General features: G+C 60.3%; 24 protein-coding genes. 10 read left to right on the top strand and 14 right to left on the bottom strand.

Annotated elements, in window-relative coordinates; translation table 11 throughout:
* Positions 1 to 7: 7 nt before the first annotated feature.
* Both AC0JZ4_RS02875 and AC0JZ4_RS02870 read right to left on the bottom strand, forming a co-directional pair.
* Entirely contained in the window at positions 8 to 736 is a 729-nt protein-coding gene (locus AC0JZ4_RS02875; protein WP_471884952.1) for a CatB-related O-acetyltransferase, read from the bottom strand.
* A 466-nt stretch (positions 737 to 1202) separates the two neighbouring features.
* The gene (locus AC0JZ4_RS02870; protein ID WP_471884951.1) at positions 1203 to 1580 is read right to left on the bottom strand and encodes a hypothetical protein; all 378 of its coding nucleotides are present in this window, start codon (positions 1578 to 1580) and stop codon (positions 1203 to 1205) included.
* Between the two features lie 298 nt (positions 1581 to 1878).
* On the opposite strand from AC0JZ4_RS02870, the gene ftsZ reads away from it, so the two are divergent.
* Both ftsZ and AC0JZ4_RS02860 read left to right on the top strand, forming a co-directional pair.
* A complete protein-coding gene (ftsZ, locus tag AC0JZ4_RS02865; protein ID WP_471884950.1) occupies positions 1879 to 2871 on the top strand; it encodes a cell division protein FtsZ in 993 nt (330 codons plus the stop codon).
* 307 nt (positions 2872 to 3178) lie between these two features.
* Positions 3179 to 4756 (top strand): capsular polysaccharide export protein, LipB/KpsS family, encoded by a 1578-nt coding sequence (locus AC0JZ4_RS02860; protein WP_471884949.1) that lies wholly within the window; start codon positions 3179 to 3181, stop codon positions 4754 to 4756.
* A 50-nt stretch (positions 4757 to 4806) separates the two neighbouring features.
* Here the strand turns inward: AC0JZ4_RS02860 and AC0JZ4_RS02855 are convergent, their stop codons facing one another.
* From AC0JZ4_RS02855 to AC0JZ4_RS02845, 3 genes are read right to left on the bottom strand one after another with little or no spacing between them, the layout of a single operon-like run.
* Positions 4807 to 5829 (bottom strand): ABC transporter substrate-binding protein, encoded by a 1023-nt coding sequence (locus AC0JZ4_RS02855; RefSeq protein WP_471884948.1) that lies wholly within the window; start codon positions 5827 to 5829, stop codon positions 4807 to 4809.
* 30 nt (positions 5830 to 5859) lie between these two features.
* The gene (locus tag AC0JZ4_RS02850; protein ID WP_471884947.1) at positions 5860 to 6633 is read right to left on the bottom strand and encodes an ABC transporter permease; all 774 of its coding nucleotides are present in this window, start codon (positions 6631 to 6633) and stop codon (positions 5860 to 5862) included.
* A 3-nt stretch (positions 6634 to 6636) separates the two neighbouring features.
* On the bottom strand, positions 6637 to 7476 hold the full coding sequence (locus tag AC0JZ4_RS02845) for an ABC transporter ATP-binding protein (protein ID WP_471884946.1): 840 nt from the start codon (positions 7474 to 7476) through the stop codon (positions 6637 to 6639).
* 232 nt (positions 7477 to 7708) lie between these two features.
* Between AC0JZ4_RS02845 and AC0JZ4_RS02840 the strand changes: the two genes are divergently transcribed.
* A complete protein-coding gene (locus AC0JZ4_RS02840; protein ID WP_471884945.1) occupies positions 7709 to 8413 on the top strand; it encodes a GntR family transcriptional regulator in 705 nt (234 codons plus the stop codon).
* Positions 8414 to 8442: 29 nt separating this feature from the next.
* Here AC0JZ4_RS02840 and AC0JZ4_RS02835 read toward each other — a convergent pair whose 3' ends face one another.
* Positions 8443 to 8841 carry a nuclear transport factor 2 family protein gene (locus AC0JZ4_RS02835; protein WP_471884944.1) on the bottom strand — a complete coding sequence of 133 codons (399 nt, stop codon included), beginning with the start codon at positions 8839 to 8841 and terminating at the stop codon, positions 8443 to 8445.
* A gap of 81 nt (positions 8842 to 8922) precedes the next feature.
* Between AC0JZ4_RS02835 and AC0JZ4_RS02830 the strand changes: the two genes are divergently transcribed.
* Positions 8923 to 10164, top strand: a complete 1242-nt coding sequence (locus AC0JZ4_RS02830; protein ID WP_471884943.1) for an amidohydrolase family protein — start codon at positions 8923 to 8925, stop codon at positions 10162 to 10164.
* 51 nt (positions 10165 to 10215) lie between these two features.
* On the opposite strand, the gene AC0JZ4_RS02825 is transcribed toward AC0JZ4_RS02830, so the two are convergent.
* From AC0JZ4_RS02825 to AC0JZ4_RS02805, 5 genes are all read right to left on the bottom strand, one after another.
* Positions 10216 to 11133: an SMP-30/gluconolactonase/LRE family protein gene (locus tag AC0JZ4_RS02825; protein ID WP_471884942.1), complete on the bottom strand. Its 918-nt coding sequence runs from the start codon at positions 11131 to 11133 to the stop codon at positions 10216 to 10218.
* A 39-nt stretch (positions 11134 to 11172) separates the two neighbouring features.
* Complete coding sequence (locus tag AC0JZ4_RS02820) at positions 11173 to 12120, bottom strand: ABC transporter permease (protein WP_471884941.1); 948 nt, start codon at positions 12118 to 12120, stop codon at positions 11173 to 11175.
* Entirely contained in the window at positions 12117 to 13058 is a 942-nt protein-coding gene (locus tag AC0JZ4_RS02815; protein ID WP_471884940.1) for an ABC transporter permease, read from the bottom strand. Before AC0JZ4_RS02815 ends, AC0JZ4_RS02820 begins: the two co-directional genes overlap by 4 nt.
* Entirely contained in the window at positions 13055 to 14515 is a 1461-nt protein-coding gene (locus tag AC0JZ4_RS02810) for an ATP-binding cassette domain-containing protein (RefSeq protein WP_471884939.1), read from the bottom strand. The genes AC0JZ4_RS02815 and AC0JZ4_RS02810 overlap by 4 nt, the downstream gene beginning before the upstream one ends.
* Before the next feature lie 91 nt (positions 14516 to 14606).
* Positions 14607 to 15614, bottom strand: a complete 1008-nt coding sequence (locus tag AC0JZ4_RS02805) for a substrate-binding domain-containing protein (protein WP_471884938.1) — start codon at positions 15612 to 15614, stop codon at positions 14607 to 14609.
* A 243-nt stretch (positions 15615 to 15857) separates the two neighbouring features.
* Here AC0JZ4_RS02805 and AC0JZ4_RS02800 point away from each other — a divergent pair, with 243 nt between their 5' ends.
* Both AC0JZ4_RS02800 and AC0JZ4_RS02795 read left to right on the top strand, forming a co-directional pair.
* On the top strand, positions 15858 to 17096 hold the full coding sequence (locus tag AC0JZ4_RS02800) for a GAF domain-containing sensor histidine kinase (protein ID WP_471884937.1): 1239 nt from the start codon (positions 15858 to 15860) through the stop codon (positions 17094 to 17096).
* 2 nt (positions 17097 to 17098) lie between these two features.
* Positions 17099 to 17815 (top strand): response regulator, encoded by a 717-nt coding sequence (locus AC0JZ4_RS02795; protein ID WP_471884936.1) that lies wholly within the window; start codon positions 17099 to 17101, stop codon positions 17813 to 17815.
* Here AC0JZ4_RS02795 and AC0JZ4_RS02790 read toward each other — a convergent pair.
* A complete protein-coding gene (locus tag AC0JZ4_RS02790; RefSeq protein ID WP_471884935.1) occupies positions 17807 to 19063 on the bottom strand; it encodes an NAD(P)/FAD-dependent oxidoreductase in 1257 nt (418 codons plus the stop codon). The genes AC0JZ4_RS02795 and AC0JZ4_RS02790 overlap by 9 nt on opposite strands.
* 86 nt (positions 19064 to 19149) lie before the next feature.
* On the opposite strand from AC0JZ4_RS02790, the gene AC0JZ4_RS02785 reads away from it, so the two are divergent.
* The gene (locus AC0JZ4_RS02785) at positions 19150 to 19827 is read left to right on the top strand and encodes an amino acid ABC transporter permease (RefSeq protein ID WP_471884934.1); all 678 of its coding nucleotides are present in this window, start codon (positions 19150 to 19152) and stop codon (positions 19825 to 19827) included.
* A 14-nt stretch (positions 19828 to 19841) separates the two neighbouring features.
* Positions 19842 to 20537 carry an amino acid ABC transporter permease gene (locus tag AC0JZ4_RS02780; RefSeq protein ID WP_471884933.1) on the top strand — a complete coding sequence of 232 codons (696 nt, stop codon included), beginning with the start codon at positions 19842 to 19844 and terminating at the stop codon, positions 20535 to 20537.
* Positions 20538 to 20585: 48 nt separating this feature from the next.
* Here the strand turns inward: AC0JZ4_RS02780 and AC0JZ4_RS02775 are convergent, their stop codons facing one another.
* Positions 20586 to 21356 carry an AroM family protein gene (locus AC0JZ4_RS02775; RefSeq protein ID WP_471884932.1) on the bottom strand — a complete coding sequence of 257 codons (771 nt, stop codon included), beginning with the start codon at positions 21354 to 21356 and terminating at the stop codon, positions 20586 to 20588.
* A complete protein-coding gene (locus AC0JZ4_RS02770) occupies positions 21353 to 22519 on the bottom strand; it encodes a mandelate racemase/muconate lactonizing enzyme family protein (RefSeq protein ID WP_471884931.1) in 1167 nt (388 codons plus the stop codon). The genes AC0JZ4_RS02775 and AC0JZ4_RS02770 overlap by 4 nt, the downstream gene beginning before the upstream one ends.
* Before the next feature lie 111 nt (positions 22520 to 22630).
* Between AC0JZ4_RS02770 and AC0JZ4_RS02765 the strand changes: the two genes are divergently transcribed.
* Entirely contained in the window at positions 22631 to 23437 is an 807-nt protein-coding gene (locus AC0JZ4_RS02765) for a substrate-binding periplasmic protein (protein WP_471884930.1), read from the top strand.
* Positions 23438 to 23456: 19 nt separating this feature from the next.
* Positions 23457 to 25016, top strand: coding sequence for a GMC family oxidoreductase (locus AC0JZ4_RS02760; protein WP_471884929.1), 1560 nt, complete (start codon positions 23457 to 23459; stop codon positions 25014 to 25016).
* Positions 25017 to 25024: the final 8 nt, after the last annotated feature.

The following is a 25024-nucleotide window of genomic DNA, read 5'->3' as shown; positions in this document are numbered from 1 at the left end:
GATACGATCAGTAAGGCGCAGAGAGGCCGGCTCCGTTTGTCGTGATCTCGAGGCGCTGTGGCCGATAGGTTGGCGTATTTGCAACACGCAGCTGGTTCACAAACTGAATGGCTTCGCTCGGCTTGTCGAACGGGCAGCCGTCAAGCTGCGCCGGCGAAAACTCCCACCATCTAGTTTCAAGGAGGGGCTCAATAAGCTCCGAAGACACTCTCGTACGGACGACGCGGGCGGGGTTTCCAGCGACAATCGAATACGGGGCCACGTCCTTGGTGACGACAGCATGGGCTCCGATGATCGAGCCGGTCCCGATCTTTACGCCAGTACGGATAAATGCGCCGACCCCGATCCACACATCGTTCTCGATGGTAGTTTGCCTGATGGTCGTGTGCGCCACACGCTTCCAGTCACCCGTCACAGCAGCCCAACTTGGACGTATGTACTGTACCGGGGATGTACTCAACCAGTGGGTGGGATGCTCAGGATACCCGATTTGAACGCCTTCGGCTATTGAGCAGTATCGGCCGATGCGTACATTGGTGAAGCGCCCCCGGCCGTTGATGTAGGAAAACGCACCGACTGAGAGAATGTCCCTCATCGACGTCTTGACTTGGCAAGGGATCTCGTAAGAATTGCCGCAAAGGAATTGGCTTTTTGGAGTGAACTCCAGTTCCAGGCCGAGCCTGATCAAATCCTCCGGCGTATAGCGGCTGCCGAATTCTACCCTTCTCGAGCTCATCTTGAACCGCTTTCCTGCATGAACGTCATCAGCGTCGCAAGGCAAAGGGCAAGGGCCGGTGTTGCAGCGCTCACGCGCGGCCCCCGTTCGCCAACCTGAGCTGTCGCAAGCCCAGCACTCCACGAATAGCCGCTCACTGCGGATGGATGAGCTTGCTGTAAGAGTAGATAGGCGGCTTCCAAGTTTGAGGTGTAATGAGGGACTTTGCCAGGGTCATCTGAATGCGGGATAAGCCAAAGGGTTCTGCCTCGAGCTTTCCCTGTCTGGGTGTCGATCATCTCGCCATCGACTTTGCGCCAGCCTACTGCTTGCGCCACTAGGCCATCAAGAGACCTTGATCCTACGTCCGCTCCACGCAGGAGATTTATAACGCTGTCTAGACGCATGCTGCTCCCGGCGCGAACTTATCTCCATTTCCTCTATGATGATTTTGATACAGAAATGCGACAGCCCTGTCTCAAAGCGTTTAACGCGTACTCTGAAGTAGAAATCTCAATGCTGCGCAACTGAGCGCCAATGCCGGCGTGCGAGCTTGGCTGTATGGGCCTTCGTCGATCTTAGCACTTGCTGAACCCTCTTCCCAGCTGCATCCGCCAGCGCTTTCAGGAGCGACGAATTTCACGAGTGAGTGAGCGGCTTCAAGGTCCTGAGTGTATCTCGGGATAGTACCCGCTTTCTGCGAATTCGGCTCGAACCAAATACCGCGAGCGATAATCTGCCCGGTGTTATCTCTGTCCTCGCGAACTTCTCGTCGCCATCCAATCGCTTCGGCGATGTGCCGATCAAGGATCCGCGAACCTTCGTCGGCGGCTTCGATGCTCACGATTATCGTAGCGAGTTCCACCTTTGATCTCCCCTGTGCGACTTTTCTCTCCGACACCGAATTGCGGCTTTTGAAGCACGAGAATTCTCCGCACGCAACTATGCCCAGATCCGTTCCCTTACTCTCGCAAAGGGAAAATAGGTTGCCGATGCCCATACTTGTCCCGTGACGCTGGTTTGCAATGCTAGACTGCCTGCGAAGGTAAGGTCTAGGCAGGTAAAATGATGCGCCGTGCCTCCTAGTTTCTGTCGCTTTCCCGGACTAGCTTATGCACCGATTCGTCGTCCTTTCGGATGACAGCCTGTGCTGAGGAGATATCATGTCGGAGTTTGCGAGCGGATTAGTTGAGTTGAAGCCGCAGATCACCGTGATCGGTGTCGGCGGCGGCGGCGGTAACGCAATCAACAATATGATTGCCGAAAACCTTCAGGGTGTGGAATTCGTTGCCGCCAACACGGACGCGCAGGTGCTCGCAACCTCCAAGGCGACGCGCCGGATTCAGCTCGGTGCACAGGTGACCGAAGGACTCGGTGCAGGCTCTCTTCCGGATGTCGGGCAAGCCGCGGCGGAAGAGTCCATCGACGAGATCATGGATCACCTCGCTGGCTCCCACATGTGTTTCGTCACGGCTGGAATGGGCGGTGGCACCGGCACCGGTGCAGCGCCGGCTATTGCGCGCGCGGCGCGTGCAGCAGGCATTCTGACCGTTGCTGTGGTGACAAAACCCTTCACTTTTGAAGGTCAGCGCCGGATGAAGACTGCGGAAGCGGGAATAGAAGCGCTCCGCGACGCCGCAGATACGGTCATCGTCATTCCCAACCAGAACCTGTTCCGTATCGCTGACAACAAGACCAGCTTCGCGGATGCGTTCATGATCGCCGACCGTGTCCTCTATTCCGGTGTCGGTTGCATCACCGACCTGATCGTCAAGGAAGGCCTGATCAACCTGGACTTTGCCGATGTCAAATCGGTCATGAAAGGTATGGGCCGTGCGATGATGGGCACCGGTGAAGCCTCGGGTGATGGCAGGGCCCTGGTGGCGGCAGAAGCAGCGATCGCCAATCCACTTCTCGATGATATTTCGATGAGGGGGGCCAAAGGCGTGCTGATCTCGATCTCCGGCGGTGCCGACATGACCCTTTTCGAGGTGGACGAGGCTGCCAGCCGGATCCGCGATGAGGTTGAGGCCGAGGCGGACATCGTTGTAGGATCGATCTTCGATCGAAATCTCGACGGCACGTTTCGTGTTTCAGTGGTTGCAACCGGGTTAGACGCTGCGCCCTCGATGCCTGGTGTCGGAGCGCAAGTATAACAGTCCTAGGCCTTCGAAACATCGGTGTGCTAGTGCTGTTTTTGCGGTCGCCTCAGCAAAACGAAATGTGAATGCTGTAATGATTGCTCAGATAGAAAATAGAGTAAAGGCTGGAAGAAATCTCCCGGCCATGCGAGCGCTCCTCGCTTGTGCATCGCTAGCGTTGCCATCGTGCAAGTTTACCATCGCGCCGTCCAGGCTAATCATGGAGGGGCGCCTCCTGATAGAGTACCACGCTGGCCGTCACGACGCTGCAGAGGGCATTTTTATACACTACGCTAGACGCGGTGAGCTGACATTCTGGGCCGTGAGCACTTTTATCGCGCGGGTGTTGTTGCCGGGCCATGCGCGTCGAGTGGAAGAAATATTTCGGCATGGCGAGCACTCACCTGGCGCCGTTGCTTTGATGAAAGTAGCGCTTGAACGAATGAAGGAGATTGAGGTCGAGCAAAGCGAAGGACGTCACGTCAACGTAGACCTCATGCGTCAGCACGAGCTCTTGGCGGAGGATCGCCTAACGTTCTTGCGGGCAGAGACATCTTACATCGACCTGAAACTCCTATTGTCGGCAGCGATATCGGCCGAGGCGTGCAGTCGGGAAGACCTCTTTTCGGAAGCAATCGGGTTGCTGATTGCACAATTGGACACCGTTGAAGCAAGTCCTAAACTCTCGCGTCAGTACGCAGCCAGCGTCGTTGCGGTGAAGCTGTGTCTATTTGACGTAGAGGGCGCGCAATCGTTTCTACAACGTATATCGACTCGCGGATCGGACTTGCGACGCGAACTCCGGGACGAGGTGGAGACGATTCGCAAGGAGACTGATGAGTTTAGTTATGCTGTAAAGGCGGCGAAGGAAGACATATTAGCTCGTGCGCTCAGGGTAGACCGGGTTCCGGATAGCAAAATGGTTCTGCATATGCCGGCGGCCGCATTCAGAAAAAATAAAGTAGACTATCCTGGATTTCGATCGGATCTGAGGTTTGTGCTCGGACAGTTAGTAAAAGAGCTGGATGAAAATAATACAAAATACGAGGTTAGGGGCCGGCTGGCTCTTCATGGATTGTTAAAATCGCCTATCCCCACCATTTCGTATCACACTGCATCAACGTTCGACTGCAATCTTCATTTCAAGGAGACTGACCGCCCGTCGCTTTTCAGCTTCGACAGACGCGGTTACTCCGGGTGGTCGGAATTCTCGGAAATCACGATGGAGGAGCTGAAGGTAGCAGCGGTTGACCGGCAAGAGGCCGACGCCTTCTTTGCAGACGAGCAGCGACGCGTCATCGGCGGCAACCTTTCGAAATACCGACAGGCTGACGTTTCGCACGCTGAAGCTTTGCCAGACCGCTTCATTTTCGTCGCTCTGCAGCTCATCGGCGATGCCGTTAGCCAGCTTGCCTATCTCAACCTCTTCGAGATGGTGGAAGACGTTTTGAAGGTTGCCGAGGCGAAAGGACTAAGTGTTGTTATCAAGCGCCATCCGCTTTGCAACACGCCTGAAGTCTCACGCTTCCTTGCGAACTTGGTCGCCGAGGGGAGGGCGGTTCAGGTCTATTCGAGTATTCACGCGATTATCCCTAAGTCCGTCGCCGTCTGCGTCATCAATTCAGGCGTCGGCGCGGAGGCGCTTTTGCACGAGAAGCCGGTCTATGTGTTCGGTCGATCGGATTATATGGGAGGCTGTTTCGTCTGCCGGCAGAAGGGGGATTTTGCGGAGCAATTCTCCGAAGGGGAAAGTCGCCTGACGCGGGATGAGCTACGCACCTTCTGGTTCATGCTCAGAAAGCATTACGCGATCGACCTCCGGGATCGGGAGAAGGCTGCAGCCGAAATCGGCGCTCGTGTAATGAAGCATCTGGAAGATTGCAAAGCGCGGACGCAATAGCGCGCGCACAGTTCGCCGGCTGCCATTGCCGCCGGCGAACTGATCAGGCCTCAGTCTGCCTTGTAGACCAGCTTGCGGTCTTCCAGCGCCGGCAGGAACTGACGGGTGAAGATCTGCTCCGGCTTCGGCTTGGACGGCAGCTGGTAGCCTTCGGCGACGATGTCGATCGAGCGAGCAAGGCGGGCGTCATCGACATCGCCGAGGCCGAGCTTGTCGACTTCCGGCGAGATGATCAGGTTCTCGTAGGAGAATTTCATGCGTGCCAGTTCCAGATCTTCCTTGGCAAGGTTGTCATAGGCCATCACAGCGTCGATACCGGCCTTGGAATTGCCCGCGATCTCCTTGGCAGCCTTGTTAACGGCGCGCACCAAACCTTCGACGGCCTTCGGGTTGTCCTTCACCAGCTTCTGCGACACCATCATGCCGTTGGCATAAAGGTCTAGACCGTAATCGCCGAAGGAAAGCCAATTATAGTCCTTTGCCGGATCCTGGCGGTTGTTGATCAGGTTGAACCAGCTGGTGATGTTGAAAACGAGAGCGCCGTCGATATCGCCCTTGATCAGCATCGGCTCCTGCAGGTTCGGCCCCATGTTCTCGATCGCGACCTTGGTCATATCGACCTTGTTGATCGAACCGAGCACGGTCACGAGACGGGTCGTCGGGGTACCCTGCGCGCCACCGAGCTTCTTGCCTTCGAGATCGGCCGGCTTGGTGATGTTGGTCTCTTTCTTGCTGACGATGGCAAACGGCGGCTTGCTCCAGAGCTGGTAGACCATCACCGGCACTTCGTTCGGGCGAGTGGCTGCATTCTGGATGATGGCGTTGATATCGCCGAAGCCGGCATCGTAGACGCCCGACATGATGCGGGTCACGGTCGCGGCCGAACCTTCGCCCTGGTCGATCGTGACGTTGAGGCCTTCTTCCTTGAAATAGCCCTTCTGCATGGCGAGCAGGAACGGCGCATCCGATCCTTGCGTCTTCCAGCCGAGGGTGAACTTGATATCCGTTTCGGCCATGGCGGTACCGCCCAGGCAAAGGCTAAGCGCGAGCGTCGAGAGTAGTGTCTTCAGCATGTCTGGCTCCGTTTGGGTTGGTGTTCAGTTTCAGGCGGCAGTGAAATCCTGGCGGCGGGTGGCCCAGCCGGTGACGCGCGTCTCGATCAGCGAGAAGGCGACGTAGAGAGCGACGCCCAGAAGGGCGAGGATGAAGAGGCCGACGAAGACCAGCGGCACATCAAAATTGGATGAGGCCGACATCATCACATTGCCGATGCCGCGGTTCGATGCTACCGTTTCCGACAGCACCGAGCCAACGAAGGCGAAGGTGACGGCGATCTTCAGCGAGGCGAAGAAGAAGGGCATGGTGCGCGGCAGGCCGACATTCCAGAGGATATCGAGCTTGCTGGCGCCGAGCGATTTCAACACGTCCTCCAGTTCCGGCTCGGTCGTCGCAAGCCCGGTGGCGATGTTGACGACGATCGGGAAGAAGCACATGGCAAGCGCCGTCAGGATCGCCGGCACCGAGCCGGAGCCGAACCACAAGACGAAGATCGGCACGACCGCCACCTTGGGGATCGACGAAAAGCCGATCAGCAGCGGATAGGCGGTATCATAGGCGGTGCGTGAGACGCCGATCGCCGCACCGATGACGACGCCGACGGCGACGCCGAGCACAAAGCCGACCATTGTCGTCCAGAGCGTCTGGATGATATGCGGCACGAGTACGGGGAAGCGATCGACCAGCGTCTCGAAAACCTGGCTCGGGCGCGGCAGGACAAGGTCGGATACCTGCAGCGCCAGGCAGAGAATTTCCCAAAGGCCGAAGAAGGCGACGATGAGGGCGGCGGCCCAGATGCGGCGGCGCAATTCATAGCTCATGGTTCAGGCTCCCTGGATTGCGGTGTCGGAGCGCGCATCGATGATGAGTTCGCGCAGGCGCTGGTTCAGCGCGACGAAATCATGTTCGAACGTCATCTCGACTGTGCGGGGACGGGGGAAATCAACGGTGCTGTCATCGATGATGCGGCCGGGCCGCGCACTCATGACGCAGATGCGCGAGGCAAGAAACCCGGCCTCCTTCAGGTCGTGGGTGATCAGCAGAACAGTCGGCTTGCGTTTCAGCCAGAGAGACTGCATCGTGCCCCACAGCTCCTCGCGGGTAAACTGGTCGAGCGCACCAAACGGTTCGTCGAGCAGGAGCAGGCTCGGTTCGTGGACAAGCGCCCGGCAGAGGTTGGCGCGTTGCAGCATACCGCCGGAAAGCTGCCACGGGTAATGGTTGGCGAACTTATCGAGCCCGACATCAGCCAGCAGTGCGCGCACCCGGTCGCGAAACTCGCCGTTCTTCTTCGCCCGGTATTCGGAACGGAACGGCCGGACGATCTTGAGCGGTAGCATGACATTGCGCTCGATCGTCAGCCAGGGAAGCATGGTCGGGTTCTGGAAGGCCATGCCGATGCGCAGAGCCTTGGCGCTGACTTCACGTCCGCCGACGATCACCGCACCTTTCGTCGGCCGCAACAGGCCGGCGGCTAACCGCATAATCGTCGACTTGCCGCAGCCGGAAGGGCCGACAAGCGCCACGAATTCACCATTGCCGATCCGCAGGCTGGTCTCCTGCAGCGCGACGACGGCATTGTCCTGCCGGCCGAAAGAGACGGCTGCCTGCGATAACTCGATCGCCGGGATGGCGGAGGTCATGGGGTGCGGTTCGGTCTGCATCGGGTCTCCATCAAAAGTAGTCTTACAAAGTGCATGCAATCGGTGTGCCAATCTGGATGAGTATGGAATCGAGCGCTTCTTCTGTCGAGTGAATGTCGATAGAAGTGAATGCAATAATTGCATGCATTTATTTTGGGCGAATTTTGCGTGAAATGCATTCAAATGCGGCAGCGTGCCGAGTTGATCTTTGCTGCCGCCTCGCTTATCGAATTGCCAGCACAGAGGGTTCGTAATGGCGGGCAGCAAGCGTTCGGCAAGAAGTGAAGGTGATCGCGTTGCAGCGATCTGTATGGGTTTGCGCCGTGCGATCATCGAACGCGCATTGCAGCCGGGTGACCGTTTGCCGGAGGATTCGCTCGGCGAACGGTTCGGCGTCAGCCGCACCATCGCTCGTCATGCGCTTGGCCAATTGGCTGCGGAGGGCCTTGTGGATCTCAGGCGCAACCGGATCGCCGTTGTTGCCACGCCCTCCTTCGAGGATGCACGGGATATTTTTGATATCCGTCTCGACCTCGAAAAGCAGGTGGTGCGCCGGCTGGCCGGCAGGCTGACGGATGCTCAGGCAAAGCAGTTGCAGGCCATCGTCGAGGCTGAGCATGATGCGCGACAGGGGCCCGAAGGCGCCTCCATCCGGCTGGCCACCGAATTCCATGTGCTTCTCGCAGAAATGACCGGCAAGCCGATCCTGATCCGCTACGTGACGGAAATCTGCTATCGCGCGGGCCTGTCGCTTGCCGCTTTCGGGCGCCCGCATTCTTCCGATTGTGCCGTCAGCGAGCATCTCGAACTGATCGAGGCCATCCGCACCGGCCCGGCGGAAAAGGCGGAGGCGATGATGGTGGAGCATCTGGAGGCGGTCGCGTCGCGCGCGCTTCTGCAAAGCTCCGGCGCCAAGCCGCGCGACCTCATGGATATCCTGGCGCCCTACGCGGATTGAAAGGGCCTGGCGGCCCTCCCGTCAATTCTTCAGCGTGCAATGGTCGGGTCGAGGATCCATTCGGCACTGTCGTTCCACACGTCCGTATCGACGATCAGGCCGTCGCGCACGGTAAACCGGTCGATATAACGATTGTTGTCGAACGGCGTGCCGTCCGGCCATTCGCCATAGAGATAGCCGAGACTGTAGACGATGGTCTCGCTTTCACCCGGCATGACGTCATAGCGCTCGATGCGCTTCTTCACCCACTTGTAGCGGGCTGCATTGAAGCTTGTCGGGCCGCTCGGTTTGTCGAAGACGCGGTAGCCGGTGAAGCGGCAGGTGAAGCCCGCCGCAACAAAAGTGGCGGCACGCACCGGATCGGGTGCCATTGATGCCGCCAGATAATCCTTGACCGCCTGAAGGTCGCGTTCTGCTCTCTCGCTCATGGATATCTCCAAACATGTTGCGAATAAAATATCAAAAGTGCATACAGGTAGTGTTACGCAAATTATCCTTCGGGTTGCAATATGTTATTTCCAGAATCGATTGATCTTGTCATCCGTGCAGCGCAGCTCGCGGGAGGAGGCGAGTTGATGGATATCGGCGTCGCCGGCGGCCGAATTGTAACCGTAGGCCCGTCATCGCGGAACATGGTCGTCGGTCCGCAATGCGCCGAAGAGTTTGCCGATGGTCGTCTGGTCCTGCCTGGCTTCGTCGACACGCACGTCCATCTCGACAAATCATGCCTGCTCGCCTGCTGCCGCGGTGTCAGCAGCCTCAAGGGCGCGATCAATGCGGTATCTCGGCTGAAGCAGGACTTCACCGAGGACGATGTCTATCGCCGCGGTGCGCGCTCGCTCGAAATGGCGATCCTGCAGGGCACGATGCATATGCGCGCCCATGTCGAGGTCGATCCGCGTGTCGGCCTGCGCAGCTTCAAGGCCATGCTGCGGCTGAAGCGGGATTATGCATTCGCCATCGACCTGCAGATCTGCGTCTTCCCGCAGGAAGGGCTGACCAACGATCCGGGCGCGGAGGAGCTATTGGAGCAGGCTTTGGGGCAGGGCGCCGATCTTCTCGGTGGCTGCCCCTATGTCGATACGGATCCGACCAAGCAGATGGATCGCCTTTTCACTCTTGCGCGGCGCCACGATGTCGATCTGGATTTCCATCTGGATTTCGATCTCGATCCGTCTTGGTCCCATATGGAGGATATTTGCCGCCGTACCGAGGCATACGGCTGGCAGGGTCGCGTCGCGATCGGGCATGCGACAAAGCTCGCAGCCATGTCGGATGAAGCGTTTCATCACCACGCATGTCGGCTCGCGGCAGCAGGCGTTGCCGTCACCGCGCTTCCCTCTACGGATCTTTATCTCAACGGCCGGGCGGACGGTTATCGCGCAAGCCGTGGCGTCGCTCCCGTGCATCTGTTGGCAGAGGAAGGCGTCAATGTATCGGTTGCGACCAACAACATCCTCAACCCGTTCACACCCTATGGTGACTGCTCGCTTCCGCGCATGGCGAACCTCTACGCCAATCTCATGCAGATCGGCCCCGACGGATTTGACGCCTGCCTCGACATGATCACCGGCCGGGCGGCAAAACTCATGCGGCTCGACGATTACGGCATCCAGCCCGGCGGCCGCGCCGACCTCGTGATCGTCGATGCAAAGGACGAGATCGAAGCCTTCGGGCGTATCGCACCGGCCATGATGGGCTTCAAGAACGGTCGCAAGACATTCGAGCGGTCGGAACGGATCATCCGGTAACGGGAGCTGCGCTCCGATTTATGAGGCCCCCAGACGTTTCCCGCTTGCTTCTCAGCCGAGTCCTGTCCCGATCGCTGCGGTATAGACTGCGTAAAGCGACCGGGTTGCGGTAATGAACAGCCGGTTGCGGCGTGGTCCGCCGAACGTGACGTTCGCGACGGTCTGCGGCACGAGGATCTTGCCGATCAGCTTGCCATCTGGCGCGAAGCAGTGAACACCATCACCGGCGCTCGACCAGACATTGCCGTCGGCATCGACACGGAAACCATCCGGCAGTCCCTTGTCGATGGTGCAGAACTCCCGGCTGTTGGAAAGCGTGCGTCCGCCTTTTACGTCGAACGCACGGATGTGGCGTGGCGCTTTCGGATCATGACTTGAGGATGAGTCCGCCACGTAGAGAACTGTCTCGTCGGGCGAGAAGGCCAGCCCGTTGGGTTGTCCGAAATCCGTGACGGCGGCCTCGATCGAACCGGTTTCAGGATCGAGCCGGTAGACGTTGCGCGTCGCCTGCTCCGGGTCGGCGCGAAAGCCTTCGTAGTTGGACATGATCCCGTAGGTCGGGTCGGTAAACCAGATGCTGCCGTCGGAGTGTACGATAACGTCATTTGGAGAGTTCAGCCGTTTTCCCTCAAAACTGTCCGCCAGAACGGTGATCGATCCGTCGATCTCGGTGCGCGTGACGCGTCGGGTGCCGTGCTCGCAGGTCACCAATCTGCCCTGCCTGTCGCGCGTATTGCCGTTGGAGAAGTTGGACGCGCTCCGAAAGGTCGAAACGCCGCCGCCCTCCACCCAACGCAGCATCCGTTCATTCGGGTTGTCGCTCCAGATGAGGCATCCCTGGTCGCCGAACCAGACCGGTCCTTCAGCCCAGCGGCATCCGGAATAGAGTTCATCGAGCGGCGATGTCGGGACGATCAGGAAGCGAAAGCGATCGTCGTGGATTTCGTAGATGGAAGGGGTCTCGGTCATGGCATTGCGTCCGCTTGGATTGATCAGGGAATTCAAAGACTATCTCGTGGCCTGTCGCCCGCCCGCCAGCAGGATGACGGCGATGATAATGACTCCCGTCAGGATGAGACGGAAACCGGCGCCGAAGCCGTAGGTGTTGAGCATCGAGACGACGAGGAACATGAAGAGCGAGGCACCCCAGATGCCCGGTATGTTGGAGTTGCCACCGGCAACCGCGGTGCCGCCGATCACCACGACGGCGATCGACATCAGCAGATATTCCGACCCCATGTTGAGCGCGGCACCACCGGAGAAGCTCGCCAGAAGATAACCACAGACCGACGCCAGCACGGCGCAGAGCATGTAAGTGACCAGTCGCGTGCCGTCGACCGGAATGCCGGTCATGCGCGCAGCGAAGGTGCTTTGCCCAATCGCCGAGATCCAGCGACCGTAAATGGATTTCTCCAGCAGCACCCATGCGACGATCGAGAGCAGGAGCGCCACGAGCGCGACATTGGGTATGCCGAACAGGCCGGACGTGGCAAAGCTTGCCAGAGTGTCCGGCGGCTTGATCCGCAGGCCGCGATTGCTCCAGATTGCCACGGACTGGACGATGAAGCTCATCGACAGCGTGGCGATGATCGGCGGTATGCGCAGCGCTTTGATCAGCACGTAGTTGCCCAGCCCGATCACGAGACCGATCCCGATAGAGGCGATTAGCCCAACGGCAATCATGCTGTCCTGCACGTCCATGAACTTCAGGGCAAGCGTGCCGGACAGCGTCATCGTCGCCGGCACGGAGAGATCGATATTTCCAGGCCCGAGCGTGATGACGAACATCTGGCCAATGCCGACGATGACGGAAAAGGCGGCAAAGGTGAGTGCGGCCTGTGAAAGCCCGAAGGAGCTGGCCCCGCCGGTAAACAGCACGGTGACAACCCAGACGATGAGCGCCGCGGCAAACGACCAGATCCACGGTTTTGCCATCAAGGCACGATGCAGGTTCATTGGCTTTTCTCCCGCTTTTCCAGGCGATTGAGCGCAAGACGAAGCGCGAGTACGACAATCAGGATCGCGCCCTGAGCGCCGATCTGCCAGTCGGGCGAGATGCGCATGAAGGACAGGAAGGAGCCGGCAAGCGTCAAGGTCAGCGCGCCGATGACGGCGCCGATCGGCGATACCTTGCCGCCGACGAATTGCCCGCCGCCAAGAATGACGCCAGCGATAGACAAGAGCGTATAGCGCAGCGCGATATTGGCATCGGCCGAAGTCGTCAGCCCGACCAGCGCTATACCCGCAAGCACGGCGAACATGCCGGCGAGCGCATAGGTGGCGGCGCGAACGCCGATTACCGACCAGCCGGCCCGCTCCACGGAGCGGTCATTGCCGCCGACACCGCGCATCACGACGCCGAAGGACGAGCGCATGACGATGTAATGGGTGACGGCAGCGATCAGCACGCTGGCGACGATCGCCATCGGCACCAGCGGTGGCTTTGCCGTCATCAGCCAGCGCGCCCACGTTGGAGCAGTGCCGCCTGGTGAGGGTAGGATCAGGACCGCAAGCCCGCCCCAGACGAAGCTCATGCCGAGCGTGACGACGATCGACGGCAATTCGCGCAGGTGGATGACGACCCCGATGACGGCATAAGCGGCAATCGCGCCGAGAAAGATCAGCATGCCGAGTGCCGGTGAGGCCTGCAGGAATGTGGCTGAAACACAGGCGCAGAAGCTGACGAACGTACCCATCGACAGGTCGAGATCATTGACCGACATGATCAGCATCTGGGCAATCGTGGCAAGCGCGATCGGCACCGCGAGATTGAAAAGCAGATTGAGGCCCGTATAGCTCATGGCGCGAGGCTGCATGTAGAAGACGGCGGCAAGCAGCAGCACGAGCGAGGCTGCGGGAATGATCAGGCGGATCGTGCCGGAGGAAAGCTTCATGCAGCCTCTCCTTCGCTGAAGGAGGAGGCGAGCACATTCTTCTCACTGATTTCGTCCCCGATCAGTTCGGCAACGATGGCGCCCTCGCGAAAGACATAGACCCGATCGCAAAGACGGATCTCGTCCATCTCGGTGGAATACCAGACGAAGGTGCGACCATTGGCGGCTTCCGACCTGAGGATTTCGTAGACTTCCTGCTTGGTGCCGATATCGACGCCACGCATCGGGTCGTCCATCAGCACGGTACTGGCCGTAGTCGCGAGCGCGCGGGCGAAGAGCACCTTCTGCTGGTTGCCGCCGGAAAGCGAAAGGATACGATTGCCCATGTCCGGTGTCCGGATCTCGATCCGTTGTTTCCAGCTTGCACCGAGCGTTTCCTCCCTGGCGCGGTCGACCATCCGGTTGGTGGAGAGCTGCCCGAGCGAGGCGATGGAAAGGTTCTTTAGAATGCTCCAGAGCGGAAACGTGCCGTTCAAACTGCGGTCACCGGCGACGAAGGCGATCTCGCGGCGTCTCGTCGGCCACCAGTTGCTGTTGCGGTCGAGGTAAAGATCGAGCAGCGCTTCGGTCTGGCCATGACCGCCGAGACCCGCAAGTCCGATCATCTCGCCGCGAAAGGCCTCGAAAGGCAGACCATGACCACGCCTGGGCGACATTGCGAGAACCGGCGCACCGGTCTTCGTCGCGAGAGAGCGCAGGAATTCCTGTTCCCGCACGACGTTGCCCATGGCCTCGACAAGGCTGCGGGTGGAAAAGTCTCGTGCGATGCGATCGGCCACCACCCGGCCATCCTTCATCACCACGATACGGTCGGATGTGGAAAGGATCTCGCCGAGAATATGCGAGATCAGAAGAACGGAGCCGCCTTGACCGACGAATGCCCGGATATAGGCCATCAACTGTGCCGCAAGCCCCGCATCTAGCGACGAAGTCGGCTCGTCCAGAATGACGAGTTTCGGGCGCAGTTCGATACCGGCAAAACTGATGGCGATCTCCACCATCTGCCGTTCGGCGATCGACAGGTCGTCGACGGTAGTATCGCAGTCGATCGCGTGGCCGGGAAAGATCAGGTCGAGCTGGGCCTCGACCAGCTTCAGCGCGCGCGACCGCCAGTTCCAGCCTTTCAGCTCCGCATGCATGATGCGCGCATTCTCGCCGACGGTCAGGTTGGGGCAGAGCGACAGTTCCTGAAAGACGCAGCGCACGCCATTGGCTCGGGCCGCCGCAATACCGTGCTCATCGCGGCCCGCATAGGCGAGCGTTCCGTCATGCGGTCTCAGGCCGCCATTGATGACATTGACGATGGTCGACTTGCCAGCACCGTTATGGCCGACAAGCCCGACACATTCGCCGGCATGGATGACGAGGTCTGCGCCGTCGAGCGCCTTGACGGCACCGAACGTCACCCGGATGCCGCGCGCGGCAACCACCTCTTGTCGCTTCAAGGTTTCGGTCATGCAATCGCTGTCGATTTTGATGGATGATGGAAAAGGAGTGAAACGGAACGCAGGGATTGGGTGCCTGCGTTCCGGCACGCGGGAAATGCCGTTACTTTGCGGCAATCACCTTCTGTGCGTCTTCCAGCGAATACTCGACATTCGCCACGCCACCCTTTTCGGTGTTCTTGAGGTTTTCCTCCAGATTAGCCTGGTCGATCCTCAGGAACGGTACGACAAGGTCCTTCTGAACCTCTTTGCCGTCGAGGATCTGTTGCGCCACCCAGAAGGCAAGCGTCGAGACGCCGGGCGCGATCGAGACCGACATGGTCTCGTAGCCGTCCTTGTCCTTCTGCTCTTTCCACCAGACGAGCTCGTCCTCACGGTTGCCCATGACGATCGTCGGCGTCGGGCGTTTGGCAGCGGAGAAGGCTTGGGCTGCGCCATAGCCGTCACCGCCCTGGGTCACGACGGCCGCGACTTCCGGCAGGCTTGGCAGGATGCCGGCGACAGCGCGCTGCGCAACATCCTGGGCCCAGTCACCGTTGACCGAGCCTACGATCTTGAACTGGCTGTGCTTCTTCACGCCCGCCTCGATACCGGCATGGATCTCGTCATCGACGGAAACACCGGCGAGGCCGCGGATCTCGAGCAGGTTTCCGCCGTTTGGCAGTTTCTCGGCGAGATAGTCGATCTGGCTCTCGCCCATCGCCTTGAAGTCGACTGCGATACGCCAGGCACAGGGCTCGGTCACGATCCCGTCGAACGAGACCACGGTAATGCCGGCGTCGCAGGCTTCCTTGACCGCGCCGTTGAGCGCCGTCGGCGAGGCGGCGTTGATGACGATCGCGTCATAGCCCTGCAGGATCATGTTCTGGATCTGGGCGGCCTGTTCGGTCGCCTGGTTTTCGGCCGTGGTAAAAGGATCAGCGGCGGCAACCACCCCCTTGGAAACGGCCTCCTTGGTGATCTTGTCCCAACTCGTCAGCATCGCCTGACGCCAGGAATTTCCGGCATAATTGTTGGAAAGTGCAATTTTCTTGTCGGCCGTATCGGCCAAAGCGGCACCGGAAAGGCACACGAGTGCCACGGATGCCGCAAGCATCGTCCTGATGGTCATGATTTCCTCCCAAAAGCTCCCTGCATATCGTCCGGGCCGCTCCTCAACGGTGATCCGGAGATAATCATTGCCCTGAGCCCCTTTTGCTCAGTAAATCGAGAATGGAGGAGATTTGAGAGGTTGTACAGGCGCATACAAGCACGCTTTCTGCGGGCTGCCGCGCAAGATCTGCGGGTTCCCGCAAGACAGCGAGGCAGACAAAGCGTTTAACTGACGGCTTGAGGACTTGGAGGAGGTCTTCGCATGCTCAACTCGGCGCGCAACGCGCTGTTCGACCGCTATCTCGGGATTTCCCGGCTGCTGGCTGGCCAGCTCGATTTCAATTCGATCATCAAGGCGGTGGCAGACGAAATCAGCCACATAATCCCGCACGACCATCTGGATGTCTGTATCAAGATGGTCGATGGCAAATATCACATCGCCTATGAAAGCGGGCTGGAGACCGCCTGGAGCCGCCAGCCGCCCGCACTTTTGACAGGAAGTCCGATCCGCACCCTGTTGGCGGGAGAGGTCGATCACCTTCTGGCCGCCGACGCCTGCTCCGATCCGCGCTTTCATTTCGATGGCGCTTTCTCAAGCCCGATCATCGAGCTCAAGCTGCGCAGCCGGCTGCATGTGCCGCTCAGGGTTCAGGGCAACGTGATCGGCGCCCTGAGCTGTTCCAGTCGCGAGGCCGACTGTTACACGATGGAGGATGTCGAGAACGCGCGGGCTGTGGCAGACCTTTTGGCGCCATACTTCTTCGCGCTTCGCGCCGCCGAGCAGGCCAAGCGATCTGCCGTGATCGAGACGGAAGCAAGCGCGCGAGAAGAGGGGCTTCGCCTTGGCGCGCTCAAGCTGACCGAGGCGTTGGAGGCTGAGCGCCAGCGTATAGGCATGGATCTTCACGATCAGACACTGGCGGATCTTACGCGGCTGACGCGTCGCATGGAACGGCTGACAAGCCTTGCCGTCGTGCCGGGCGATGCATTGGAGCCGATCGGTCGCGCACTGCAGCAATGCATGCACGACCTGAGGCAAATCATCGAGGAGGCAAAGCCCAGCGTGCTCCAGCTCTTCGGCGTCGCCGAGGCGATAGAGACCCATTTGGAGCGCTCGGTTCGCGATAGCGGCCACGCGATTGGTTGGCAGGTGATCGATGATAGCGCTGGTGCGCTGGACACGCTCGGCCCTACCGTTTGCATCGCCTTGTTCCGCATCGTGCAGGAAGCGGTCAACAATGCGATCCGCCACGGCCACTGCCAGTCGATCTTTGTCAGTGTGACACGGCTCGAAGGACTGCTTGTCATCGAGGTCGAGGATGACGGTCTGGGCATGGGTGTCATCGAGGACCGCGTCGGGCACGGCATCGACAACATGCGTACGCGCGCAAGGCTGATTTCGGCCCGTTTCGAGATCGGCCGAAATCCGGCATGCCAACAGGGCGGAACGCGTGTGCGGCTGGAGCTGGAACTGGATCAAACGGCGACCGTGGAGATCTGAGGATGGAGATACTGATCGTCGAGGATGACGCACTGCATCGCAGCTTTCTGAGCGAGGCAGTTCGCTCTGCGCTGCCGGAATGCGGCCGCGTGATCGAGGCCGACAACGGGCTTGCGGGCGAGACATTGGCGCGCAGTTCGCGTGCCGCTCATGTCGTGATGGACCTGCAGATGAGCGAGCGTAACGGCATCGAGGTGGCGCGCACGATCTGGCGAGAGCGGCCCGACACGACGATCCTGTTCTGGTCGAATTACTCGGACGAAGCCTATGTCCGCGGCGTAGCCCGGATTGTGCCGGAAGGAGCGACCTACGGTTATGTGTTGAAGTCGGCCTCGGAGGAGCGATTGAAACTCGCGCTGCGCAGCGTCTTCATCGAGGCGCAATGCGTTATCGATCGGGAAGTTCGTGGCATCCAGCAGAAGAGCCTCGGCAATTCGCCGGGCCTGTCTGACGTGGAATACGAGATCCTTGTCGATGTTGCGCTCGGCCTCACCGACAGGACGATCGCGCAACGAAAGCATCTGTCGCTCAGGAGCGTCCAGAACCGTCTACAGCAGCTTTATGAAAAGCTCGGCGTCTACGAGACATCCTCTCACGGCGGCGAGGGCCTGTTTAACCTGCGAACCCGCGCCGTAGCCATCGCACTTTCGCGCAAGGTTCTCAACTCAAGCGCCATTGAGCGCGCCGACCGCGACCTCAAGGAGACCGGGTTAGGATGAGGCGTTTGTGAACCGCCCGGCGCTATAGGCCGTGCAATCAAGCGAGCTTGCGGCACCGGATGCAAGCTCGGTGACGACGCCTGCGGTGACGGCTGCCGATGTCACGCCGATATGGCCGTGCCCGAAGGCATAGATGACACGATTGCTGTGGCTGGCATGGCCGAGAACCGGCAGGCCGTCGGGCGTGCTGGGGCGCAGTCCCGTCCATCTTTCGGCTTTGCGCGTCTGGGTCAGGCCGGGGAACATCCTGCGGCCAAGCCGCTCGAGGCTGTCTGCGCGCTCCCAGCGCGGCGGGCTGTCAAATCCGGTGAACTCGGCCGTGCCGGCAAAGCGGATGCCGCCGCGCGTCGGGGCCGCCATGATTTTTTCCGAGGGCGAAAAGACCGGCACCGGAATGCTCAAGTCCGGCTCGTCCCAGGTGATCGAATAGCCGCGCTCGGGCTGAAGCGGAATGCGGTCTCCAACTCGCGCCGCAAGCTTCGCCGACCATGCGCCGGCTGCAAGCACAACCCGATCGGCCGAAAGCCATTCATTTGCGACCTTGACCTGCGGATTTCCCGCCTGGTCGATCTTCAGGTCCTTCGCGTCGGCGGTCAGGAACTCCACGCCTCGTGCCTTGAGCTGATCAGCCAGCATCCGGCAGACGAGCAGGGGATCGGTGAGCCAGCCATTGTCTTCCACCCGGCGACCAAGCGCGTAATCCGCAGATAGGGACGGCACCTCATGACGGAGTTCGTCGGAGGTGACCGCGGAGACCGTCAGGCCAAGATCCCGGCGCTGCTGCCAGCTCTTCTCCTCGATATCGAACTGCGCCCGATCGCGATAGACGATCAGATGGCCGCTTCTTTTCAGGACATCGGCCTGCCCGATGCTCTGCAGGAGATCGTGCCAGGCCTCTGCAGCATTCTGCGTGAGCGCGTAGAGCGATCGCATGCCATGCCGGTAACGATCCGGCGCAGATGCGCGGATGAAGCGAATGAGCCATGGCGCGAGAAACGGCAGGTAGGTCGGACGTATGGTAAGCGGTCCATCGCGATCGAGAAGCCAGCCGGGAACTTTGCGGATGACGCCGGGGGAGGCTGCCGGCAGGATCGAGCTGATGCTGATGCCGCCGGGATTGCCGGCCGAGCAGCCTTCTCCGGGCGCGCGCGGATCGATGATCCGAACGCTCCATCCGGCCTGGGAAAGTTTGAGTGCCGAGCAAAGGCCGACAATGCCGGAGCCAATCACGATTGCCGTCTTTTCCATGCCTTTTCGTATTCCCGTCCGATGATGCCTTGTGTCTCTGATATTTTTATTGATATATTTCGGCAAGCCCGGAACAGGAGAATGCGTTGGGTTACGAATTTGACTGGGCGCTGATCCTGCGCATGTTTCCCCGGTTTATTCCGGCAATCTGGCTGACGATCCAGGTCTTCGTGGTGGCGCAGCTGCTGTCGATGGCGATCGCACTCATGTTCTCGATCATGGGAGACGCATCGAAGGCTCCGTGGCTGCGGCGGTCGCTCAGAACCTATTCCTGGCTCTTTCGCGGACTGCCGGAACTCGTCGTCCTGATGTTCTGCTTCCTTGCGCTGCCCAAGCTCGGCATCAATCTCTCTTCGTTCCAGGCGGCCGTGATCGGCCTTGCGCTGATCGCCTCCGCCTACGAATACGAGGTGCTGCGCGGTGCGTTCATGGCCCTTCCCCATGGTCAATCGGAGGCAGCATCGTCTCTGGGCTTCAAGCGTGGAGGCATCTACCGCCACGTCATTATGCCCCAGGTCATGCGCATTGCGCTGCCGCCGCTCCTGACCTTCTCCTGTACTTCGTTGAAGCGGACGTCCGTCGCCTCTGCCGTGGCGGTGGTCGAGGTCATGGGCATGACCAAGCGGTTGATCGACGTGCTGCAAAAGCCGTTCGAACTGATGCTGATCGCCATGCTCAGCTATGTCGTTCTGTCGAGCATCATCATGTTCGTGGAGCATGTGGCGCGCTTCCGCCTTGCAATTCCCGGCCGGGCGGCGGTGTAATGATGGAGAGCACCATGATCACGCAATACGCTTGGCTGCTCGCAAAGGGTATCGGCACCACCATTCTCCTGATGGCGATCGTCGGAACGCTGGCACCGCTTCTCGCGCTGCCGCTGGCGTTGGCCCGCGAATACGGACCGCGCTGGGCGCGCTGGAGCGTCAACACATTCTCTTGGCTGATGCGCGCAGTGCCGACACTCGTGTTGCTGTTCTTCGCCTATTTCGGCTTGCCGGCGCTCGGCATCTACCTATCGCCGCTGATGTCGGCCCTCATCGCGCTCGTCATCTCGGCCATGGGCTATAACGTGGAATTTCTGACCGCCGGCCTGAAAGCGGTGCCCTTCGGCCAGATCGAGGCCTGCCGTTCGCTCGGCATCAGGCGCGGTGTGATGATCCGCAAGGTCATCCTGCCGCAGGCCATGCCCATCTCGCTGCCGCCTCTCTTTTCCAACCTGACGCTCAATCTCAAGGGCACGTCTCTGGCGGGCCTCGTCGCCGTGCCGGAATTCATGGGCACGATTTCTGGCCTGATTTCGGAAACCTATCGGCCGGTGGAGTTCCTCCTGCTGGCCGGCGCTGTCTATCTTGCGCTCAACAGCATCATCATCTGGCTGCAAGGTGTGACGGAACGGGCGTTCAACCCCATGTGGCGCGCCGAAAAGGCGGCTGCGGCCGAAGCGAAGAAAGCGCTTGCAATTCCGCTGGCTTGATGAGGCCGGAGAGAACGGCCGGCATCAAGCAGTGCCGGCCACCTGATCCTAGGTCTGTCGTGCCATCGTCTTGTCGTCGAAGCCGACGGGTAGAATGGCGAAGGCGGTCAGTGCGGCTAGGCGATGCGGCATGATGACCGGGCAGCCGAGCAGGGTCTCAAGCTTTTCCGCCATCCGGTCGACATCGCTTTCGGCGGTGCCGAGGCCGAAACTCCAGACGACGACCAGATCGTGCTCGCGTTCTGCCAGCCGTTCCGCCGCCGGCATCAGATTGCCTTCGAAACCCTCATAGGTCACCTCAAGCTTGTCCGCGAAAGGCTGCTTCTGCCATAACGCCACATCCTGCTTGGCATGTCCGATCGAGCTCATCAGGCCGAGCCGAAGCGTCTCGTGTGTGGCGGCCGCATTGGCGACGACCTGCATGACGGCGCTGCAGGGCGCAATCAGCGGCACGTTGCTGCGGAACTGGTCCGGCGCAAACTCGGTGCCGCAGCACAGCACGATCGCACCGGCGCCTTCCGCCTCAAGCTCGTCGATCGCGCGCTGGAAATACTGATATGCCCATTCGAGATCGACATAGACATGGTCCCATCCGTCACCCAGCCGGTTGCCGGTCGCACCGGGCACATGCACATGCGCACCGAGAACCGGGTGGTCACCGGCGGCGAGGTTCTTCTGGATCTCCGGCCAGTCCAGCGGATCGAGAATGTGCTTGCTGACGACGTCTAGCTTCAGTCCAAGCGCTTTGCCGATCCCGGTAAAATAGTGCTCGTATGCTGCCCGTGGCCCCTGTCCCGTCGTAACCAGTCCGAGTTTCATCTGAATTCCTCGCATGTGAAATTGGTCAGTGCGGTAGTGTCGATCTCGAAGCCAAGCCCGGCGGTGGTTGGTGCGATGACGAAGCCGCGTGAGCTGGAGATATCGTCCGGTGTCAAACGTGGTTGGGTAATATCGCCGGTTAGCGCCTGGCTGGCCGGTCCCGGCCCCTGATGGCATCGGCCTTCCGTTGCCGTTGTCGCAGCTGCGATATGCTGGCTGGCAAAGCGGGAGATCCCGAATGTCAGTCCGCCGCCGATAACGAGCGGCAGGCCGGCTTTCTCAGCAATGCGGGCAACCCGCATCGACTGTACGATGCCGCCGGCCTTCGTCACCTTGACGTTGAGCACGTCGCAGGCCTCTTCCGCCACAAGCGCTTCTGCATGCTGGGGAAGCTTCAATGATTCATCGGCGGCAATCGGAATGCCGCAGTCGCGGCAGGCTCTCATGCCGGCAAGGTCATTGGCCGCGACCGGTTGCTCGACGAACTCGATCGGCAGGCCGTAAACGGCATCGAGAAACCGGCGCGCCTGATCGAGCGAAAACCCGGCATTGGCATCGACGCGAATGCTTGCATAAGGCGTGGCCTTCGGCAGGGCTTCGCAAACGGTCCTGACACGTGCGACATCCTCGTCCATGTCCTTGCAGGTGATCTTGACGACGACACCGGCATAGCCGCGCTCGATGACCTCGCGCGCACGTGGCGCGGTCTGCAATACCGGCAGCGCGCCCATCGTGTAGTCGATCAATGTGCGCCGCTCAGGATCGGCATGCAGAAGCGCGCCGACCGAGCGGTTCTGAAGGCGCCCGGCGATGTCCCACAGCGCCTGGTCAACGGCGGTGACCGTCGCCGCATCGGCGCCGGCGAGAGGCAGCAGCTCGTCGACAACGGCCGAGATGCAAGAGAAGGGATCGGTGTCCAGGCCATGCAAGGACTGGCCCAATATCGCCGGTATTAGCCGCTCTTGCAGAAGCCGGGCGAAATCCCTCGGATCTTCCGTCAGGGACACAGGAACAGCCTCGCCCCAGCCGACGATGCCCCCATCCGTTTCGAGACGCAGTACGACATTTTCGAACGCCTCAAGCGCTCCGCGCGATATCACGTAGGGCGCAGAAAGCGGGATACGGACGAGAAAAACGCTTGCGGATTTGATGGTAGCAGTCATATGGTTCGGCGTCGCCATGATATATCAGAGTAAATATCTAATCGGATATCTTCGTGGAGGCGTCAAGCTGGCGAGCAGCAATTCGACCGGCGTAACAAAGAGGGTAACGAAATGCGCTTCAAGCTTCTTCTCGCCTGCGCCGCCACATTCGCGGGCCTGTTCACTTCGGCAGCATTCGCCGATGATTACAAGACCAATCTCGTCTCCGGCGGCAAGCTGACGATCGGCACCACCGGTTCGTCCCCGCCGTCCACCATGTATAACGAGACAGCCGAGCTTGTCGGTCTCGATATCGATCTTGCCACGAAGATCGCGGAAGATCTCGGTCTTGAGCCGGAATTCGTCGTTCTCGACTGGTCGGGCATGCTGGCGGGCGTTCAGTCCGGCCGCTTCGACATGGTCGCATCGTCGGTCGCGCGCACACCTGAGCGCGTCAAGTCGGCCGATTTCTTCGTTTCGCAGGCCTATGTCGCCAACGGTACGGGCGCGGCCATGCATCGCGACAGCGCCGAGATCAAGGACTGGGCTGACCTTTGCGGCAAGCAGATCGGCATCGTCAAGGGTGCCGCCCAGATCAAGACCGTGGCCGCCAAGATCGGCGCCGAATGCATCGGCACGCCGCGCGAATACGCCGGCTGGACCGAACTGCTGCTCGATCTGCAGAACAAGCGCATCGATGCCCTGGTCGGCAACTATATCACGCCGGCCTATCTGATCAGCTCGACCAAGCGCCCGCTGACCATGCTGAAGACGTCGCTCGACGTGGCCGGCAATGCTCTGGTCATCCAGCACGGCAACAAGCTGCTGGCGGAAAAGATCGACGAGCTGCTGGAAACCTACAAGAAGGACGGCTCGCTGAAGACGATCACCGAGAAGTGGGTCGGTACGCCGCTCGATCTCGACAGCATCGCCAAGTAAGGCTGTGGCGCCTGAAGGAATGCGCAACTTCGATTTTGTAATCGTTGGGGCAGGGGCGGCCGGATGTGTCGTGGCATCCCGCCTTGCCGCACGCTTTCCGCAGGCCGATGTCCTTCTTGTTGAGGCCGGGGCAGATCGCCGCGGCCTCATCAATCCCATCCCGCTTCTTTCCGGCTTTGCCCCGTTTCGCCAAGGCCTGAACTGGATGCATCCGGCCAGCCATGCCGGACGCCAGACGCTTCTGTATCAGGGGCGTATACTGGGTGGTTCTTCGGAGCTGAACGGCATGGTCGTCAGCCGTGGTTGCGTCGATGACTACACCGCCTGGCAAACCGCAGCTGGTGATCTATGGAGCTACGATCGCTGTCTGGCAGCCTTCAGGCGGCTGGAACGGTATGAGGGCGGCGCCAGCGATCAGCACGGCGGCGATGGGCCGATTTCGGTCCGGCATATTAGGCCCTATGGTCCGCTGCCCGAGGCATTTCTTTCCGCTGCCGGTGAAGCTGGTTTTCCGGTGGTCGACGATCTGAATGGTGCCGCGGGCGCACGCTTCGGGTTGACCGACATCAACACGCTGAACGGCAGGCGACATTCGGCCCGTAGTGCCTTCCTACCAACCGTCCCCGCCAACCTCACTATCCTCGCCGGCTGCGAAGCAAAGCATATCGCGCTGACTGGCGGGCATGCGAAAGCGTTGGTGATATCGCGCGGCGGACGCGACGAGCGGATCGAAATCCGCTCCGAGATCATTCTGGCCGGCGGCGCGATCGGCACGACTGCTCTTCTGCTGAAGAGCGGCATCGGCCCGAAGGATGATCTTCTGGCCGCAGGCATCGATCCCGTCATTCCGCATACCGAAGTCGGTACCAACCTGCAGAACCATCCGTCCTATCTGCTGCGGGTGCCGACCCATGGCGGCAGCATGAGCGAGCTCCTGTCTCCGGTCAAAGCGATCGGCGCCGGACTGCAGTGGCTCAACAGCCGCAGTGGTCCGTTGGCCCAGGGCCTGTTCCAGGCGGCCGGCTATTTTCCGGCCGAGGATGATGATGCAATGGCTGGCGCGCAGGTCGTCATGTCGCCCGCACTTTTTCCGATAGCTCCACCCGGCAAGCGGCCGTCAATGCCGCGCCAACACGGCGCGAGCTTTGCTATCCAGCAGGGTAGCCCGTTCAGCCGGGGACGTATCTCCCTGCGCACCGACAGTTCTTTATCGATTGAGACCGGTGCCTTGTCCGATAGGCGTGATGTCGAATTCATGGAAGCCGCGATTGCACGTGTGCAGGAGATCCTCGCGAAGCCGGCATTCCGCCGGCATGTCAGCGATGACGCAATCTTCAAACAGCTCTCCGGCGAAGAAATCCGCAAGTCCATCGGCACCGCCTACCATATGGCCGGCACTGCGCGAATGGGAACGGACGAAGGCGCGGTGACGGATGAAAGGCTACGCGTTCGCGGCGTCACCGGCCTGCGCATCGCCGATGCCTCGATCATGCCGCTCATCCCGAATGCCGCCCTGCATTTCCCGACGATGATGATCGCCGAACGCGCCGCCGAGTTTATCTCCGAAGACTGCGTTTGAGCCGCGCG

This window comes from [Rhizobium] kunmingense, assembly GCF_977018605.1.
Note: the sequence above shows the minus strand (reverse complement) of the source record. Positions and strands in the feature narration are given on the sequence as shown.

What these genes read in the sequence shown, in the direction of transcription:
- AC0JZ4_RS02875 (WP_471884952.1), bottom strand. Translation starts at nt 736, where the DNA reads ATGAGCTCGAGAAGGGTAGAATTCGGCAGCCGCTATACGCCGGAGGAT.
- ftsZ (WP_471884950.1), top strand. Translation starts at nt 1,879, where the DNA reads ATGTCGGAGTTTGCGAGCGGATTAGTTGAGTTGAAGCCGCAGATCACC.
- AC0JZ4_RS02855 (WP_471884948.1), bottom strand. Translation starts at nt 5,829, where the DNA reads ATGCTGAAGACACTACTCTCGACGCTCGCGCTTAGCCTTTGCCTGGGC.
- AC0JZ4_RS02850 (WP_471884947.1), bottom strand. Translation starts at nt 6,633, where the DNA reads ATGAGCTATGAATTGCGCCGCCGCATCTGGGCCGCCGCCCTCATCGTC.
- AC0JZ4_RS02845 (WP_471884946.1), bottom strand. Translation starts at nt 7,476, where the DNA reads ATGCAGACCGAACCGCACCCCATGACCTCCGCCATCCCGGCGATCGAG.
- AC0JZ4_RS02840 (WP_471884945.1), top strand. Translation starts at nt 7,709, where the DNA reads ATGGCGGGCAGCAAGCGTTCGGCAAGAAGTGAAGGTGATCGCGTTGCA.
- AC0JZ4_RS02835 (WP_471884944.1), bottom strand. Translation starts at nt 8,841, where the DNA reads ATGAGCGAGAGAGCAGAACGCGACCTTCAGGCGGTCAAGGATTATCTG.
- AC0JZ4_RS02830 (WP_471884943.1), top strand. Translation starts at nt 8,923, where the DNA reads ATGTTATTTCCAGAATCGATTGATCTTGTCATCCGTGCAGCGCAGCTC.
- AC0JZ4_RS02825 (WP_471884942.1), bottom strand. Translation starts at nt 11,133, where the DNA reads ATGACCGAGACCCCTTCCATCTACGAAATCCACGACGATCGCTTTCGC.
- AC0JZ4_RS02820 (WP_471884941.1), bottom strand. Translation starts at nt 12,120, where the DNA reads ATGAACCTGCATCGTGCCTTGATGGCAAAACCGTGGATCTGGTCGTTT.
- AC0JZ4_RS02815 (WP_471884940.1), bottom strand. Translation starts at nt 13,058, where the DNA reads ATGAAGCTTTCCTCCGGCACGATCCGCCTGATCATTCCCGCAGCCTCG.
- AC0JZ4_RS02810 (WP_471884939.1), bottom strand. Translation starts at nt 14,515, where the DNA reads ATGACCGAAACCTTGAAGCGACAAGAGGTGGTTGCCGCGCGCGGCATC.
- AC0JZ4_RS02805 (WP_471884938.1), bottom strand. Translation starts at nt 15,614, where the DNA reads ATGACCATCAGGACGATGCTTGCGGCATCCGTGGCACTCGTGTGCCTT.
- AC0JZ4_RS02800 (WP_471884937.1), top strand. Translation starts at nt 15,858, where the DNA reads ATGCTCAACTCGGCGCGCAACGCGCTGTTCGACCGCTATCTCGGGATT.
- AC0JZ4_RS02795 (WP_471884936.1), top strand. Translation starts at nt 17,099, where the DNA reads ATGGAGATACTGATCGTCGAGGATGACGCACTGCATCGCAGCTTTCTG.
- AC0JZ4_RS02790 (WP_471884935.1), bottom strand. Translation starts at nt 19,063, where the DNA reads ATGGAAAAGACGGCAATCGTGATTGGCTCCGGCATTGTCGGCCTTTGC.
- AC0JZ4_RS02780 (WP_471884933.1), top strand. Translation starts at nt 19,842, where the DNA reads ATGATCACGCAATACGCTTGGCTGCTCGCAAAGGGTATCGGCACCACC.
- AC0JZ4_RS02775 (WP_471884932.1), bottom strand. Translation starts at nt 21,356, where the DNA reads ATGAAACTCGGACTGGTTACGACGGGACAGGGGCCACGGGCAGCATAC.
- AC0JZ4_RS02770 (WP_471884931.1), bottom strand. Translation starts at nt 22,519, where the DNA reads ATGACTGCTACCATCAAATCCGCAAGCGTTTTTCTCGTCCGTATCCCG.
- AC0JZ4_RS02765 (WP_471884930.1), top strand. Translation starts at nt 22,631, where the DNA reads ATGCGCTTCAAGCTTCTTCTCGCCTGCGCCGCCACATTCGCGGGCCTG.
- AC0JZ4_RS02760 (WP_471884929.1), top strand. Translation starts at nt 23,457, where the DNA reads ATGCGCAACTTCGATTTTGTAATCGTTGGGGCAGGGGCGGCCGGATGT.